We start from the raw sequence: 15,053 nt of genomic DNA on the forward strand, positions 1-15,053 counted from the left end.
CTACACACTACCTGGGCCGAATACGATGAAGATCATGATCGTCACCGATGCATGGGAACCGCAGGTCAACGGCGTCGTCCGGACGCTGAAGAACACGACGCGCGAACTGACTGCGCTCGGCCATCGCGTGGAATTGCTCACGCCGCTCGAGTTCAAAACGATCCCCTGCCCGACCTATCCCGAAATTCGTCTCTCGCTGATGTCGAAGCGGCGCGTCGCGCGGCGCATCGACGAATACGCGCCCGATGCGCTCCATATCGCGACCGAGGGCCCGCTCGGCATGGCCGCGCGCGCCTACGCGATCCGCCACGGCCTGCCGTTCACGACGGCCTATCACACGCGCTTTCCCGAGTATGTCCACGCGCGCTTCGGGATTCCCGTCACGCTGACGTATCGCTTCCTGCACTGGTTCCACAAGCGCTCGCAGGCGGTGATGGCGCCGACGCCCGTCGTCCAGAGCGACCTGGAGAAGCACGGTTTCACGAACGTCGTGCTGTGGACGCGCGGCGTTGATCTCGACATCTTCCAGCCGATGGAGTCGAAGGTGCTGAACACCGCGCGGCCGATCTTTTTGTACGTCGGGCGCGTGGCGGTCGAGAAGAACGTCGAGGCGTTTCTGAAGCTCGATCTGCCCGGCTCGAAGTGGGTCGCGGGCGAAGGCCCCGCGCTCGCCGAGCTCAAGTCGCGCTATACGAACGTGAATTATCTGGGCGTGCTGTCGCAGCCGGAACTGGCGAAGGTCTACGCCGCGGCCGATGTCTTTGTGTTCCCGAGCCGCACCGATACGTTTGGCCTCGTGCTGCTCGAAGCGATGGCGTGCGGCACGCCCGTCGCAGCGTATCCGGTGACGGGTCCGATCGACGTGCTCGGTACCGAAGGCCCCGGCGCGCTGAACGAAGACCTGCGCGAGGCGTGCCTGCAGGCGCTGAAAATCGAACGCGCCGATGCCCGCGCCTGGGCCGAGCGTTTTTCGTGGCGCGCGGCGTCGGAGCAGTTCGCGTCGCATCTGAAGCCGCTCGGCTCGCGCGGCGCGAGCACCAAGCGGGCGACCGCATGACGCGGCGCGCGCCGGCAGGCGCGGGGGCTCGGGTCGGCGGAGAGCGCACGCGCACGACGCGCCGCAATGCGACGCCTCGCGCTACCATCGCCGCCATGCGCGCCCCTTTCGAACAAGACCCCACCGACGAGCAAGAGACCGACCGGGAGCGCGAGCGTCCCGAGCCGCTCTCCCCCGACGATCCGCTCGCCCCGCTGCCCTTCAATCCGTACAAGGGCAATCGCGGTTTCACACGTGCATGGCATGCGCTGAAGAATTCGCTCTGCGGCATCCGCGTGGCGATCCGCGAGGAAAGCGCGTTTCGTCAGGAACTCACGCTCGCCGCGATCCTCGTGCCGTGCGGCATCGTCGTGCCGGTCGCGCCGGTGGAGCGCGCCGCGCTGCTCGCCACGGTGCTGCTCGTGCTGATCGTCGAGTTGCTGAATTCGAGCGTGGAAGCCGCGATCGACCGCATCTCGCTCGAACGCCACGAGCTCTCCAAACGCGCGAAGGACTTCGGCAGCGCCGCCGTTCTGCTCGCGCTCGCCGTCTGCGTGCTGACGTGGGCGCTGATCGTCGGGCCGCTCGCCTGGCATTGGCTCGCGCGTATCTCATAATCAAGAATCTTGTTAAGCGCAAGCCCGTGTCCGGGGGCCCGAACGACCGGTTTATAATCGTCCGATATTCTCAAAAATAGCAACCGATCCAGGGTCCGCGACGCTTTTAACGAGGCCGATGCGCCCCGGATAACAAGGTACGGACGAAATGGAAGCCAAACCTCCCCGCCGCACCCGCGAACGGATACTCGAGTTGTCGCTAAAGCTGTTCAACGATATCGGCGAGCCGAACGTCACGACGACGACGATCGCCGAAGAGATGGAAATCAGTCCGGGCAACCTGTACTACCATTTCCGCAACAAAGACGACATCATCAACAGCATCTTCGCGCAGTTCGAGCAACAGATCGAAAAGCGGCTGCGTTTCCCCGACGACCATCGTCCGACGATCGACGAAATGTGGTCGTATCTGCAGTACATGGCCGACTTTCTCTGGACCTACCGGTTCCTCTACCGCGACCTGAACGACCTGCTCGCGCGCAACCGCACGCTGGAGACGCACTTCAAGCAGATCATCACGCATAAAGTGCATTTCGCGAGCCAGTTGTGCGAGGCGCTCGTCGCCGATCAGGAGATGGTCGCGACGCCCGCCGAGATCAAGGTGATCGCGACGAACATCGGCGTGATCGCGACTTACTGGCTGTCGTATCAGTACGTGATGAATCCGCGCAAGTACAACGATCAGGAAGCGATCCGTGCCGAATTGCATCAGGCGAGTTTGCATATCATTTCGGTGATGGCGCCGTATCTGCGGGGCCGCTCGCGGCAACTCTTCGACGATCTGGCTTCCGGCAAGATGCCGATGCGCCAGTACGCCGACTTTCTTCCGCCGCGTGACGATGCAGCGTCGAAAAACGAAACACCCAAGGATTCGAGATGATCAAGGCGGTTTGTGTGTATTGCGGCTCCGCGCCCGGAGCCAAGCCGGTTTATGCCGAAGCCGCGAAGGCATTCGGCCGCGCGCTGGTCGAGGCGGACATGTCGCTCGTGTACGGCGGCGGACGCGTCGGCTTGATGGGGCTCATCGCCGATGAAGTGCTCGCCTGCGGCGGCCGTGCGGTCGGCGTGATTCCCGAATTGCTGCTCAGCAAGGAAGTCGGCCATACGGATCTGACCGAGCTTCACGTTGTGCCCGACATGCACGAGCGCAAGAAGAAGATGGCGGATCTGTCGGATGCGTTCGTCGCCATGCCCGGGGGCGTAGGGACGTTCGAGGAACTGTTCGAGGTTTATACGTGGGCGCAGCTTGGTTATCACCAGAAGCCGGTCGCACTGCTCGATGTCGATGGATATTACGATCCGCTCATCGCGATGCTCAAGCATACGGTCGAGGAAGGGTTCATGCGGGCGGCGTATCTCGACATGCTGCAGGTGGCAGCGGACCCGGCCGCGATGATCAAGTTGCTGCAGCGCTACGTGCCGCCCTTAATCGACAAGTGGGCCGAGAAACGTAACGCCGTTTGAATTTTCGCTGGCGCCTGAGGGAAAAAAATGTCGAAGACGATTTTGATAACCGGCGCCAGCCGAGGCATCGGCCACTCGACGGCCGTGCTGGCCGGAGCCCTCGGCTGGTCGGTCAGCGTGAACTACGCGACCAACGCGTCCGCCGCCGGGCAAACGGTCGCCGCGGTGAAATCGGCCGGCGGCAACGCCATCGCGATCCAGGCCGACGTCACCGATGAAACCGCCGTCATCGCCCTGTTCGACGCGACGCGCGAAGCCTTCGGCCCGATCGACGGTTTCGTGAACAACGCGGGCATCGTCGCGCCGGGTTCAGCCCTCGCCGACATGGACTTCGCGCGCCTGAAGCGCATCTTCGACACCAACGTCCTCGGCGCCTATCTCTGCGCGCGCGAAGCCGCCCGCCACATGTCGCGCTCACGCGGCGGCAACGGCGGATCGATCGTGAATCTTTCCTCAGCGGCAGCGCGACTCGGCGCACCGAACGAATACGTCGATTACGCGGGATCGAAAGGCGCCATCGATACGCTCACCATCGGACTCTCGAAGGAACTCGGCCCGGAAGGCGTGCGCGTGAACGCCGTACGTCCCGGCCTCATCGATACCGAGATCCACGCGAGCGGCGGCAAGCCGGATCGCGCAGCGGTCCTCGGCAAGCAAACGCCGTTAGGACGCCCGGGAACCGCCGATGAAGTCGCGGAATCGATCATCTGGCTGCTGTCGGATGCGTCGTCCTATGTGACGGGCGCGATCATCGACGTGACTGGCGGGCGTTAGAACCCGCCGTGCTCCTTGAGCCACACTTCCTCTTCGGGCCGCGTCGCGCGGCCGAGAATACGGTTGCGATGCGGAAAGCGCCCGAAGCGCTCGATCACTTGCGCATGCCGCAGCGCGTACTTGAGCAAATCGCCGTCGCGCAACGCCGTGAACAACCGCACCGATTCGCGCTGGCTCGCGAGCGTTTCGTCGTGCTCGAACGGCATATAGACGAAACTGCGGTGCTGCGGAGTCGGCATCCGAAGATCATCGCCCGAAGCGACCAGCGCTTTGGCTCGTGCGAGCGCTTGAGCATCGCCCGCGAACGCGCGCGGTGTGCCGCGATAGCAGTTGCGCGAAAACTGGTCGAGCATCACGATCAGCGCGAGCGCGCCGAGCGGCGTGTCGGCCCAGTGCGCCAGCTTTCCAGCTTGCGCTTCCTCAAGCAGCGCGCCGAAGCGCTCGGACAACGCCGCATCGAATGCGCGGTTTTTCTTGAACCACGCCTTCCTTTCCGTGCCGAATTCCGCCGATCCAGGCGCGCCAAACCATGCATCGAGCACCTGTTGCGCGCGCGGTTCCAAAAGCACTTCCATCAAACGAATTCCAGTACCAGCCGACGCGTACGCGCACTCTTCTTCTCGACCTTCGCCACCCGCAGCCGCCCGATCTCGCCCGTGTTGCGTACGTGCGTGCCGCCGCACGGCTGCAAATCGACGTTCTGAATGCGCAAAAGCCGCACGCGTCCGAGCCCCATCGGCGGCTTCACGCTCATCGTGCGCACGAGTTCGGGACGCTCGGCCATTTCATCATCGGTGATCCATTCGGTCTCGACCGCGTGTGATCCACCGACGAGTTCCGCCAGCCGCGCCTCGACGAACTCGCGCTCGATCGGCTCGACGGTCGCGAAATCGAGCCGCGCGTAGTCGGTTGTGATACTGCAGCCGTCGACGGGATAAGGCAGCACCGCGCACATCAGGTGGCTCGCCGTGTGCAGGCGCATATGCCGGTAACGTCGCTCCCAGTCGATCTCAGCGCTCACGCGATCGCCCGGTGTCAAGCCCGCGAGCGTTTCTTCCTGCCCCGGCGCGGGAACGTGGACGGCGTCATCGGGCGTCGCGCCTTCGAATTGGGCCTTGCGCGTGTCGGCGATCGTCAGCACCGTGCCGTCGGCGAGCGTGAGGGTGCCGGCATCGCCCGCCTGGCCGCCGCCGAGCGGATAGAAGACGGTTTGATCGAGATGGATGCCCTGTTCGTCGATGGCGGTGATCGTCGCGTCGCAGCGCGTCTGATAGGCGTCCTGGCGAAAAAGTGCGCGTGTGCTCATGGGATTGTCCTTTGTGATGCCGTCCAGAAAGCGAACGAACGGTCATTATGCCCGGTCGTTCTTGCCCCGTTACGCTGCAAAGTGCGCCAAACGGCATGTATTGATCGGTTAGACTCGAATTAGCGACTTAAGCGGCTTGAAATTACCGATTAACAGCATTCATAGTGCTCGCGCCTGCTCGACACCGCGGGACGCGATGACTCGTGTAATCGCCAAGGCGTGGTCGAGCCGAGCCTGACTAACGACGGTTGCGCATCCAGTCGGCGGTATCGAAGAAGGAAGTGAGCAGTCGTTCGCGCAGCGCCACGTCGAGGCCGATATCTTCCATCGCCCACGCCATGCAGCGCAGCCACTGGTCGCGCTCATCGGTGGCGATCGCGAACGGCAGATGCCGCGCCCGCAAACGCGGATGGCCGAAACGGCTGATGTAATGGTCCGGGCCGCCCATCCAGCCGCACAGGAACCAGAAGAACTTGTCGCGCGAGCCGTCGAGTGTCGGCGGATGCAGCGCGCGGATGCCCGCGAACTCGGGTTCGAGGTCCATCAAGTCATAGAACCGGTCGACCAGAGCGCGCACGCGCTCTTCGCCGCCGACGAGTTCGAACGCCGTCGGTTGCGGCGCTTCGCTGTTCACTTCGCTCATAAGTTCAGAAAAGGTCGATAAAGGGTCTAGGCATCCCGCAGCGATTGCAGCGCGGGCCGCGCGAGCACGCGCCGCAAGCTGAGCCAGCCGCCGACGCCCGCGCACGCCACGCCCGCGACGATGCCGGCCGGCAGGAGCCACGGATTGAAATCGATGTGGAATTCGAACACGCGCGACGCCAGCACGTAGCCGATCGCCTGCGCGCCGAGCGCCGCCATCAGGCCCGCGAGCGCGCCGACCGCGACGAATTCCGCCACCTGCACCGAGCGCACTTGCTTGTGCGACGCGCCGAGCGCGCGCAGGAGCGCCGACTCGCGCATGCGTTCGTCGCGCGTGCCGGCGAGCGCCGCGTACAGCACGAGCACACCCGCGGCGAGCGTGAAGAGGAACAGGAACTGCACCGCGCCGATCACCTGCGCGAGCGTGCGCTGGATCTGCGCGAGGATCGGCGCGGTGTCGATCGCGGTGACGTTCGGATACTGCGCCACGATGCCGTCGATCAGCGCCTGCTGGTTCGGTGGCAGATAAAAACTCGTGATGAACGTCGCGGGGAAATCGGCAAGCGCGGCGGGCGGCATCAGCACGAAGAAGTTGACCTTGAACGAATTCCAGTCGAGCTTGCGCACGCTCGTGACGGGCCCTTCCACCTGCAACCCGGCGACGTCGAAGCGCAGCGTATCGCCGAGTTTCACGTTGATCGTCTTCGCCAGCCCCTGCTCGATCGAAACCTGCGGCTTCTCGTTCGTGCCGAACCAGTCGCCCTCGACGACGCGGTTGTCGCTCGGCAGTTCGGTCTGGTACGACAGGTTGAATTCGCGGTCCACGAGGCGCTTCGCGTCGGCTTTCTGGTAATTGTCCGGGCTCACCCGCTTGCCGTTGATCGCGATCAGCCGGCCGCGCACCATCGGCGAGAGTGCCGCGTCGGCCTGGCCGTGCTGCTTCAGGTAAGTGGCGACGCCCGGCCGCTGGTCCGGCTGGATGTCGATCAGGAACTGGTTCGGCGCGTCGGGTGGCGTGGCGTTGCGCCAGCCCGCGATCAGGTCGTTACGCGTCATCGCGATCAGTAGCAGGCACATCAGGCCGATACCGAGCGCCGTGATCTGCAGCGCGCTCGCGCCGCTCCGGCGCTCCAGCGACGCCAGCGCATAGCGCCAGCCGACGCCCGCGCCGCCGCGCTCGCGCCGCACATAGCGCGCCGCTGCCCAAAGCGCCGCGCGCGCGATCGCGCCGAAAATGAGCAGCCCGCCCGCAAACCCGCCCGCGACGATCCCGCCGAGCTTCCACTCGCCCGCCGCGATCACCAGCAGCAGCCCGAACAGCAGCACGCCGACGCCGTAAGCGGCATGCGCGACGCGTTCCTCTGCGCCGATTTCGCGCCGGATCACGTGGACCGGCGGCACGCGCGTGAGCGGCAGGAGCGGCGGCACCGCGAACCCGAGCAACAACACGAGCCCCATCGCGATGCCTTGGAGCGCGGGCCAGACGCTCGGCTTAGGCAATTCCACTTCGACCAGCGTCCCGAGCCAGTTCAGCAGGACGAGATGTCCGCCGAACCCCAGCACGACGCCCACGACGCTCCCGAGCACGCCGATCGTCAGGAACTCGCCGATGAAAAGCGAGCGCAGCGTCCACTGGCTGACGCCGAGGCAGCGCATCGCGGCGCAGCCGTCGAGATGGCGCCGCGCGAAACGGTGCGCGGCCATCGCGATGGCGACCGCCGCGAGGAGCGCCGTCAGCAGCGAAACGAGCGTGAGGAAATGACTTGCGCGATCGATCGTCTGGCGCACCTGCGGCTGGCCGTCCTGCAAAGATTCGAGATTGACGCCGCGCAGCTTGCCGCCATCGACGCGTTCGCGCGCCCACATCGCGAACCGGTCGACCTGTGCCTCCGGTCCCGCGACCAGCAGCCGGTACGTGACGCGACTTCCATAGCCGATGAGACCGGTGCCCGCGAGTTCGTCGGCGCGCATCATCAGGCGCGGCGAGAAATTGACGAAGCCGAAGCCGCGATCCAGCTCGCGCGTAATGACCGCCGCCACCGTGAACGTGCGCGTGCCGACCTTCACCGTGCCGCCGACGCGCGTCTTCAGCGCATCGGCAAGTGCCGGGTCGAGCCAGACCGTGCCAGGTGCGGGAATCGTCGTCGCGGGGGCATCGGCGGCGCCGGGCGCGGGCGCAATCCGCACGGCGCCGCGCAACGGATAACCCGGCGACACGCCCTTGATCGCCGCGAGCCGCGACACCGGCTGCGCACCGGTCGCGCTGATCATGCTGGGGAAAATCGTGGTGGTGGCCGTCGCGAGCTTGAGCGCGGCCGCTTCCTGCGCGAACGACGGATCGACCGGATGATCGGCGCGCACTAGAAAATCGGCGGCGATCATCTGGCGGGCATCACGCTCGAGACCGTGGCGCATCCGGTCGGCAAGAAAGCCGACGCTCGCGAGCGCCGCTACGGCGAGCACGAGCGCGAACAGGAGCATCGTAAGTTCGCCCGCGCGCCAGTCGCGCGCGGTCATGCGGAGGGACTGGCGGAAGGTATCGGTGAATCCGGGGCGGTTTTTCCGGGACGCGGCGCTCAATCGTGCTTGCTCCGCAGCCGGCTGAAGCGCTCGACGCCGCCCGGCAGCATGTGCTTCGCCATGCGGCTCACGCCACCGTGCACGCCTCGCACCAGGCGCGGCAGCGCCCAGCCGGCGAACACGAGAAACGCGATCACGAGCACGAGGAAGAGCAGCGGCACGAACAGCGCAAGCGTGAGACCGCCAAGCGCGCCGACATCCTCGGTCGCCGACGCGGCCCAGTTCGACACCGGTTCCGGCGACAGATTGATCAGTGCGCGCGTGCCCGCTTTCGCGAAATGCGACGCGCCAGCAAGCGTGCCGCCAGCAAGCGCGGCAACGGCGACGAGCGCCGGATCGGCGTGACCGAATGACGCAGCCGCGAGCACGGCGCCCGCTGGAATGCGGATCAGCGTGTGGACGGCGTCCCAGAGCGAATCGAAGGCGGGGATTTTGTCAGCGAGAAACTCGACGACGGCGAGAAAGCCCGCCATGCCGATCACCCACGGTGAACTGAGCACGGCCAGCGTGTCGGGCAGATGCACGAGACCCATGCGCTCAAGCACACCCGCGACGAAAATCGTGAGATACAGGCGCAGCCCGCTGGCCCATGAAAGGCCCGCTGCGAGCGAAAGAGTTTCCAGCATTGCCGCCTCCTTGCGTGCTGCACGCGAAGCCGCGCTTGGCATGCGCGGCCAGGTCGGTCGCTTCCGCCGAAGTTGCCGGAAGAAGCCGCCCGCATCGCGAAAGATGCCGGCAATTGATGTGACGGTTGCGGCCCGAAGGATAAATTCGAGATGACTTCAGACCATTATAGCCACGCACGGGCAGCCATTGCATTTAGCATAAAAACGCACGATGCATTCCCGCAGGCGTTCAATGTCCCGAAGAAAGCTTCAGCCCGATGAGTCCGATCAAGATCAGCGCCGCGCTCGCGACCCGCGCGACGCTCAGCGCCTCCCCCATCACGACGATGCCGAACACGAACGCGCCGACGGCGCCGATGCCCGTCCACACGGCGTAGGCCGTGCCGAGCGGCAACTGGCGCATCGCGATGGCGAGCAGCACGAAGCTGCCGACAGCGGTGACGAGCGTGAACACCGACGGCCAGAGCCGCGTGAAGCCTTCGGACGTTTTGAGACCGGCGGCCCAGGCGACTTCGAGCAGGCCGGCGATGAGAAGAAGAATCCAGGACATCGGAGACACTCCATAAAAAACATGGGGCCGTCCCCGTTGATGATCGAGCGCACGCGGTCGTCCGCGTGGCTGTAGGTGAAGTGTAATTGTACCAAAATGGTGCAGATCGTTCAGCGCAGAGGATTCGTCGAGCTGTCTTATATGAACGACGGATAAATTGATAACCCGCGCTTGATCCGCTTTAAATGTCTTCGGCAGACAAAACCGAAGCGTGGAATAAAGCGCGTTAATCGACAAATTCGTGTATTAATCTGAATGGCGTGACACCTTTAATTCGTCGGCGGTTTTGGCGTACAGCATGGCGAAAGCGGGATAACCCAATCGACATCTTCGACGCGGAGTGCTCATGGAGTTCGATGCCGTCCTCTTGTCCCGCTTCCAGTTCGCCTGGGTCGTCGCGTTTCATATTCTCCTGCCGGCTTTCACGGTCGGCTTGTCGTGCTTTATCGCCACGCTCGAATTCAACTGGTGGATCACCAAGCGCGACGTCTATCGACGGCTTTCCGCTTTCTGGCTGAAGATTTTCGCGGTCTCGTTCGGGATGGGCGTGGTTTCCGGCATCGTCATGCCGTTCCAGTTCGGCACCAACTGGAGCCGTTTTTCCGATGCCACCGCCAACGTCATCGGCCCGCTGATGGGCTACGAAGTGCTGACCGCGTTCTTCCTCGAAGCTGCGTTCCTCGGCGTGCTGCTCTTCGGGCGCAAGCTCGTGCCGCAATGGGCGCATGTGATGTCCGCGATTTTCGTGGCGACGGGCACCGTGGTGTCGTCGTTCTGGATTCTCGCGGTCAATAGCTGGATGCAGACGCCGCAAGGCCATCGAATCCTGCCCGACGGGCGCTTCGAGGTTGTCAGCTTCTTCGACGTGATCTTCACGCCTTCCTTTCCGTACCGGCTCGGCCACACGGTGAGCGCCTTTCTGGTGACGGCCGGCTTCGTGATCCTCGGCGTCGGCGCGATGTACATCCTGCAGCGGCGCGCGCTGGAGGAAAGCCGCGTGATGCTGAAGATGTCGCTGATTTTTCTGGTCATCATGGTGCCGGTGCAGATGGTGATCGGCGACATGCACGGCCTGAACACGCTCAAGCACCAGCCGGTGAAGATCGCCGCGATGGAGGGCCTGTGGGAAACCCGCTCGCGCGTGCCCGCCAATCTCTTCGCGATTCCCGATCAGGACGCCGAGAAGAATTATTTCGAGATCGCGATTCCGGTGCTCGGCAGCATCTACCTGACCCACGATCCGAACGGCACCGTGCAGGGCCTCAAGGCGTTCCCGCGCGAGGACCGGCCGAACGTCGCCGTCGTGTTCTTCGCGTTCCACATCATGGTCGGGATCGCGCTCCTGATGTTCGGGCTCGTGCTGTCCGGCATCGTGCTCTTCGCGCGCGGGCGCCTCGAACAAAGCCGCAAGTGGCTCCGGTGCGCGACGCTCAGCATGCCGCTCGGGTTCATCGCGGTGATCGCCGGCTGGACGACGACCGAAGCCGGCCGCCAGCCGTGGACCGTCTACGGCATCCTGCGCACCCGCGATTCGGTGACGCCGTCGCTCACCGCGGCGAACGTCGGGCTGTCGTGGCTGCTGTACGTGCTCGCGTATCTTGTGATCTTCGGCGCGGGGTTCACGCTGCTGCGGCGGCTGGTGCGCGTCGGGCCGTCGGAGGCGACGCAGGGCCAGGACAGCGAGCTACTGCCGCCGGAATCGCGTGCGGCGCGGCCGCTGTCGGCGTTATCGACGAAAACGGCGAGCAATGCCAAGCCGCCGTCCGGCGTCTGAAGAGGAGACCCTGCATGCTCGATCTCGTGCCGCTGTGGGCCGCCATTCTCGCGCTGGCGGTGTTCATGTACGTGCTGCTCGACGGCTTCGATCTCGGCGTCGGCATGGTTTTTCTCGTGCGCCGCGATCCGCACGACCGCGACATGATGATCAACTCCGTCGCGCCCGTGTGGGACTTCAACGAGACGTGGCTGATCCTCGGCGGCGGCGGGCTGCTCGCCGTGTTCCCGCTTGCGTTCGCGATCATCGTGCCGGCCGTCTACTTTCCGATCCTGTTCATGCTGCTCGGGCTGATCTTCAGGGGCGTCGCGTTCGAATTCCGCGAAGTGGTCGGCGCGCGCAAGTGGCTGTGGGATCGTGCGTTCGGCTACGGATCGCTCGTCGCGACGTTCTCGCAGGGTATCGTGCTCGGCATGTTCATCCAGGGCTTTCCGATTCGCGGCCGCGTGTTTTCCGGCACGAGCTGGGACTGGGTGGCGCCGTTTCCGCTGCTCGTCGGCGTGGGCCTCGTGTTCGGCTATGCGTTGCAGGGTACGACGTGGCTCGTGCTGAAAACCGAAGGCGACTTGCAGGCGTGGGCGCGGCGGATGGCGCGTTTTGCGCTGATCGGCGTGATCGCGTTCGTCTTGCTGATCAGCATCTGGACGCCGCTCAAGGACGCACGCATCGCTGCCCGCTGGTTCGATTTCCCGGTGAGCTTTGTCTTTGCGCCGGTGCCGGTTCTGACGGCGTTTCTCGCCTGGACGTTGTGGACGAGCCTCGCCAAGGGGCGCGAGGTGTTGCCGTTTCTGTGCTCGATCGGGTTGTTCTTTCTCGCGTTCACCGGGCTCGTGATCAGCTTGTGGCCCTTTATCGCGCCGCCCTCGGTGACCTTGTGGGATGCATCGGCGGCACCGCTGTCACAACAATTCCTGCTGATCGGGACGATGTTCCTGCTGCCGGTGATCGTGCTGTATGTGATCTGGTCGTACTGGGTGTTTCGCGGGAAGGTGCGGGGGGATATGGGGTATCACGGGTGAGTGCGGCTCCCTAAAGCCTCTGCTCCACCGCCCGCGACAAAATCCTCGCCCACTTGCGCGCCTCGCGCTGATCGCGCATCGGCAGGAGCCATTCGCGGCGCTGCGGGTCCTTCGCGTCGCGCACGTCCAGCGCCACCTGCCACGCGCCCGCCGCCGGCTGCACACGGGCACCGCGCAGGTCCGCGAAGATATAGCCGCCGCTTTGATCTCCGACGCGCAGATCGCACAGACGCTTGCCCGCCGACAGCCGCACGCCGCCCCAGTCGCGCGTGAGTTCGTGCGTCCAGTCGCCGTCCTGCCCTTTCGCGATGTTCGGCGCGACTTCGCGCCGCCGCTGCAGCCAGTACGCGATCGCCGCGACGATCAGCGCCGCCACCACGACCGCAACGCCCGTCGCGACGCCCACGCCGAAGCGCGCCGAGAGCGCATGAAACGACCACACCGCGCCGTAGATCAGCGCGACGAGTACGGCGAGGGCAACGACGATCGGCATGTTGGCGGCGTCGAAAAAATCACTGCGTCTTGTGCTTCGCGTTCCACTCGCGCAGCGCCTGCAGCGTGTTGGAAACGTGCTTCTCCGGCGAAAGGCTCGTGTACTCGTAGATCACCGTGCCGTCGGGCGCGATCACATACGACACGCGATTGGCCATCGTCGCGGTCATCGGCATCGAGGCATCGAAAGATTTGATGATCTTCGACTCGGCGTCGGCGGCGACCGGGAACTTGCTGCGGCATTCGCTCACCGAAAAGCGCTTCAACGTATCGATGTTGTCATGCGACACGCCGATCACCGTCGCGCCCTCGGCCTTGTACTGGTCGACGGCTTCGGCGAATTCGTGCGCCTCGATCGTGCAGCCCTTGGTGAACGCCGCCGGATAGAAATACAGCACGACCGGACCTTTCTTCAACTCTTCGGCTAGCGAATAGTCGTAGACGTTGCCGCCCAGCGACGCCTGCGCGACGAACGCCGGCGCGCGATCGCCCGGCTTGAGCGTCGCGAACGCGACGAGCGCATACACCGCAAGCCCGGCGCCGAGCGCGGCCGCGAGCATCCTGCCTGCAAATTTGCGTTTCATCTGTGCCCTGCCTTCGGTTGATTGTTTCGAATACGTCTAAAACAAAACACCAGCGCACGTCTCATTCCAGCCGGTGCGCCGCGAACCACGTCGCCGCATCGACCTGAAGCTTTGCCAGCAATGCGGGCGTGAGGTGCGCGAACGCGGGATCGGAGATGCTCGCGTCGACTTCCGGCGAATCGCCGCGATCCGCTGCCTGCGAGATCCGCAGCAGCATGCCCAATGCGCCCTCGCCGTCGATGATCGCCGCGCGGATCGACTCCGACACCTTCAACTGGTCGAGGACCTCCGCGGGCGGCATGTCGAGCACCACGTGCACGAGCGAAAAGATGCCGGTGAGAAAAGCGGCGTCGGCGAACGCTTCATCTGATGGACGCAACTCGCGCGCCGCAAGTTCCATGAATCGCGCGCGCGTGCCGACGAGCTGCACGAGCGGGTCGGAGCGCCACGGCAGGCCGCGCCCGCCCGCGTAGAGCAGCAACTGCGTCCAGCGCGCGATCTGCCGCGTGCCGATCGCCGCGACCGCCTCGCGCAACGACGACACTTGCCGGCTCAAGCCGAACGCACTCGAATTCGCGACGCGCAACAATTGCACGACGATCTCCGGATTGCGCTTCAATTCGAGTTCGAGCCGCCCCATCGCGGGTTCGTCGGCGAGCAGCGTCAGAAGGCTCAGGAGCGCGGCGCGCGATGCGCTCGGACGGCGGGTCGCGAGCACTTGCGGTCGCGCGAAGAAATAGCCCTGAAAGTAGTCGAAGCCGAGATCGCGCGCGCGCACGAAGTCCTCGTGCGTCTCGATCTTTTCGGCGACGAGCGCCTTGCCGTGGCGCTTGAGCACGCGCGCAAGCTCGGGCAGGCGCCCTTCCTCGACGCCAAGGAAATCGACCTTCACCTTGTCGACGTAAGGCAGCGCGCTCAGGATCTGGTCATCGAGGGCGACGACGTCATCGAGCGCGAACTGGAAGCCCGCCTCGCGCAACTGCGTGCAGCGCCGAAAGAGCGCGGCGTCGAAGGTGATCGTTTCCAGCAACTCGAGCACGAAGCGCCCGGGCGGCATGATGTGGACGATGTCGTCGAAGAGCAGCGCGCGATTCATGTTCACGTAGCCGCGATAGTCGCCCAGCACCGCCGACAGCCCGATCTCGCCGACCGTGCGCGCGACGACATGCGCGGTCGCCTGGACGTCGTCGTGGATGCGCGCGCGGTTCTCCGGGCTGTCGCGAAACAGCAGTTCGTAGGCGTGCAGTGCGCCGGCGCGATCGAGAATCGGCTGGCGTCCGAGATAGACGCTCTCCGGTTCGCGTGCTTCGCCGGGTTCAGCCGGCTTCAACAAATCTTCCATGACTCGAACATGACAGGGAAAGTGCAGCCATTGGCCGCAAGGAACTCGCATCACACATGATCAGGCAAGTCGAGGACGTGATGTGCGGATCGGAATGCAACAGGCAAATAGCGCGTATTAGATGATTGTTTTGGCTCGCCTGGCGCATGAAAAATCCGCTGGCGAGCGGCGCTATGAGATTCGCGACACTGTAACCGAAAACGCTTTCGCACACCCTGATACCCCCACGCGGACAAACCCTTGACAC

At 64.6% G+C, this 15,053-nt stretch carries 16 protein-coding genes; 7 read left to right on the forward strand and 9 right to left on the reverse strand.

Annotated features, from left to right (window positions below; all coding sequences use genetic code 11):
• Window positions 1–25 precede the first annotated feature (25 nt).
• From AWB65_RS21135 to AWB65_RS21155, 5 genes are all read left to right on the forward strand, one after another.
• Entirely contained in the window at window positions 26–1,057 is a 1,032-nt protein-coding gene (locus AWB65_RS21135; RefSeq protein WP_087669002.1) for a glycosyltransferase family 4 protein, read from the forward strand.
• Window positions 1,054–1,653: a diacylglycerol kinase gene (locus AWB65_RS21140; RefSeq protein ID WP_087669003.1), complete on the forward strand. Its 600-nt coding sequence runs from the start codon at window positions 1,054–1,056 to the stop codon at window positions 1,651–1,653. The genes AWB65_RS21135 and AWB65_RS21140 overlap by 4 nt, the downstream gene beginning before the upstream one ends.
• Before the next feature lie 148 nt (window positions 1,654–1,801).
• Window positions 1,802–2,533, forward strand: a complete 732-nt coding sequence (locus AWB65_RS21145) for a TetR/AcrR family transcriptional regulator (RefSeq protein ID WP_087655577.1) — start codon at window positions 1,802–1,804, stop codon at window positions 2,531–2,533.
• A complete protein-coding gene (locus AWB65_RS21150) occupies window positions 2,533–3,117 on the forward strand; it encodes an LOG family protein (protein ID WP_087669029.1) in 585 nt (194 codons plus the stop codon). The genes AWB65_RS21145 and AWB65_RS21150 overlap by 1 nt, the downstream gene beginning before the upstream one ends.
• Window positions 3,118–3,144: 27 nt before the next feature.
• Window positions 3,145–3,891, forward strand: a complete 747-nt coding sequence (locus tag AWB65_RS21155) for an SDR family oxidoreductase (protein WP_087669004.1) — start codon at window positions 3,145–3,147, stop codon at window positions 3,889–3,891.
• On the opposite strand, the gene AWB65_RS21160 is transcribed toward AWB65_RS21155, so the two are convergent.
• From AWB65_RS21160 to sugE, 6 genes are all read right to left on the reverse strand, one after another.
• Window positions 3,888–4,466, reverse strand: a complete 579-nt coding sequence (locus AWB65_RS21160) for a DUF924 family protein (protein ID WP_087669005.1) — start codon at window positions 4,464–4,466, stop codon at window positions 3,888–3,890. The genes AWB65_RS21155 and AWB65_RS21160 overlap by 4 nt on opposite strands.
• Window positions 4,466–5,197 carry an alanyl-tRNA editing protein gene (locus AWB65_RS21165; protein WP_087669006.1) on the reverse strand — a complete coding sequence of 244 codons (732 nt, stop codon included), beginning with the start codon at window positions 5,195–5,197 and terminating at the stop codon, window positions 4,466–4,468. Before AWB65_RS21165 ends, AWB65_RS21160 begins: the two co-directional genes overlap by 1 nt.
• Before the next feature lie 238 nt (window positions 5,198–5,435).
• Window positions 5,436–5,840: a group II truncated hemoglobin gene (locus AWB65_RS21170; RefSeq protein WP_087669007.1), complete on the reverse strand. Its 405-nt coding sequence runs from the start codon at window positions 5,838–5,840 to the stop codon at window positions 5,436–5,438.
• Between the two features lie 26 nt (window positions 5,841–5,866).
• Window positions 5,867–8,356, reverse strand: a complete 2,490-nt coding sequence (locus AWB65_RS21175; RefSeq protein ID WP_087669008.1) for an ABC transporter permease — start codon at window positions 8,354–8,356, stop codon at window positions 5,867–5,869.
• Between the two features lie 59 nt (window positions 8,357–8,415).
• The gene (locus AWB65_RS21180; RefSeq protein ID WP_087669009.1) at window positions 8,416–9,045 is read right to left on the reverse strand and encodes a DUF4126 domain-containing protein; all 630 of its coding nucleotides are present in this window, start codon (window positions 9,043–9,045) and stop codon (window positions 8,416–8,418) included.
• 229 nt (window positions 9,046–9,274) lie between these two features.
• On the reverse strand, window positions 9,275–9,595 hold the full coding sequence (gene sugE / locus AWB65_RS21185) for a quaternary ammonium compound efflux SMR transporter SugE (RefSeq protein ID WP_087669010.1): 321 nt from the start codon (window positions 9,593–9,595) through the stop codon (window positions 9,275–9,277).
• A 346-nt stretch (window positions 9,596–9,941) separates the two neighbouring features.
• On the opposite strand from sugE, the gene AWB65_RS21190 reads away from it, so the two are divergent.
• On the forward strand, window positions 9,942–11,369 hold the full coding sequence (locus AWB65_RS21190) for a cytochrome ubiquinol oxidase subunit I (RefSeq protein WP_087669011.1): 1,428 nt from the start codon (window positions 9,942–9,944) through the stop codon (window positions 11,367–11,369).
• 14 nt (window positions 11,370–11,383) lie between these two features.
• The gene (gene cydB, locus AWB65_RS21195) at window positions 11,384–12,388 is read left to right on the forward strand and encodes a cytochrome d ubiquinol oxidase subunit II (protein ID WP_087669012.1); all 1,005 of its coding nucleotides are present in this window, start codon (window positions 11,384–11,386) and stop codon (window positions 12,386–12,388) included.
• A gap of 10 nt (window positions 12,389–12,398) precedes the next feature.
• Here the strand turns inward: cydB and AWB65_RS21200 are convergent, their stop codons facing one another.
• The 3 genes from AWB65_RS21200 to AWB65_RS21210 all read right to left on the reverse strand — a co-directional run bounded on the left by AWB65_RS21200 (window position 12,399) and on the right by AWB65_RS21210 (window position 14,806).
• Complete coding sequence (locus tag AWB65_RS21200; protein ID WP_087669013.1) at window positions 12,399–12,881, reverse strand: hypothetical protein; 483 nt, start codon at window positions 12,879–12,881, stop codon at window positions 12,399–12,401.
• 19 nt (window positions 12,882–12,900) lie between these two features.
• Window positions 12,901–13,464 carry a peroxiredoxin gene (locus AWB65_RS21205; RefSeq protein ID WP_087669014.1) on the reverse strand — a complete coding sequence of 188 codons (564 nt, stop codon included), beginning with the start codon at window positions 13,462–13,464 and terminating at the stop codon, window positions 12,901–12,903.
• A 61-nt stretch (window positions 13,465–13,525) separates the two neighbouring features.
• Window positions 13,526–14,806, reverse strand: coding sequence for an EAL and HDOD domain-containing protein (locus tag AWB65_RS21210; protein WP_087669015.1), 1,281 nt, complete (start codon window positions 14,804–14,806; stop codon window positions 13,526–13,528).
• Window positions 14,807–15,053: the final 247 nt, after the last annotated feature.

The organism is Caballeronia humi (assembly GCF_001544475.1).
Lineage (GTDB): Bacteria > Pseudomonadota > Gammaproteobacteria > Burkholderiales > Burkholderiaceae > Caballeronia > Caballeronia humi.